The 1,228-nt window shown below is 35.7% G+C and carries 1 protein-coding gene; it reads right to left on the bottom strand.

All coding sequences use genetic code 11. From position 1 onward, the window contains the following. On the bottom strand, nt 1-1,180 hold a 1,180-nt coding region (locus ACVC2P_RS15565; RefSeq protein WP_452599380.1), incomplete at its 3' end, for a choice-of-anchor L domain-containing protein. Nucleotides 1,181-1,228: the final 48 nt, after the last annotated feature.

Raw genomic sequence — 1,228 nt, 5'->3', positions numbered from 1 at the left:
GAAATGTAATGGTGACGTCTCCTGCTGTTTGACTGCCTAATACCGTAGCTTCTATGGCTGATAAATCAAAAGCCCACAGACCATCATTGTTGTCATCACAGATTAATTGATCTGGAACTGCATTGGCTGTTGGGACTTCATTAAACTCCACTTCAATAGAATCACTTACTACACAGCTTGCTGAAAAATTAACATCTACAGAATATGTTCCTGCTTCCGTTACACCTATTGTTGGCCCTGTTTCTCCTGTAATTTCTACACCGTTAAAAAACCATGTATGATCTACACTTGCATCTGCTTGAGTATTTAATGTTAACGTCTCTCCTAAACATACTGAAGTACCTGCTGCTATTGTAATATCATCTCCTAAATCTCCTCCTAAATTAAAACTTCCTCCCTCTAAAAATATAGCTGAATCTAATTGACTATCACCTTGGTCTGCTACCACTAATTTTATTTCATATGCCGTATTTGCTACAACATTAGATGAAGCTGTAAGAACTACAGTTCTTCCATTATAATTTGAATCTCCAACATTATATCCTTCAAAAAAAGCTGCATTAGCAGGACATACAGTAGACCCATTGATGTTAGTTACACTTACAGGAGTAACACCATCTGGTAGCACGGCCAAATTGGTATAAGCTGTAGTCCCCACTTCTCTTAACAAAAAAGCAAAACTATCAGCGAAATTACACTCTGTATTTCCATCATATTCTTCTGAAGTCATTAAGAACCTAAAACTTATATTATTTCCTGTTGGCACAAAATTAAATTTAATAAATGTGGCATCTTGCGTATTTGTTTGCCCTAGTGCCGCTTCTAAATCGGCATCTCCTGCCTGACCATTAGTATTATTTATTACTGTTGCATTTACAGTATTACCTGCATCAAAAGCTCGTCCTGTAGTTAATATAACTCCTTGCTCAAAAGGGAAACCTACATTAGCACCTCTTTTAAAGTAACCATAACTTTTTGTAGTTAAATCTCCTGGAGCTCCATTAACTTGAAAAGAAAAGTTATCTGCAGCTGCACATCCTCCAGAAATTAAAACATCAGAAATTAACTGCTCTGGTCCTAAACTTGACTCTGCATCAGTTGCATCATTTATAGATATAATTTGTGCTTGAGTTGCAAACACGAAAACGAATAAAATAAGGGATAGGGTAATTTTTTTCATATTTTTTTGGTAATAGGGATAAGTCATCATCTACGATTATATAACAAC

Source organism: Pontimicrobium sp. MEBiC01747 (genome assembly GCF_053601635.1).
This window is presented reverse-complemented; position numbering and strand designations above follow the sequence as displayed.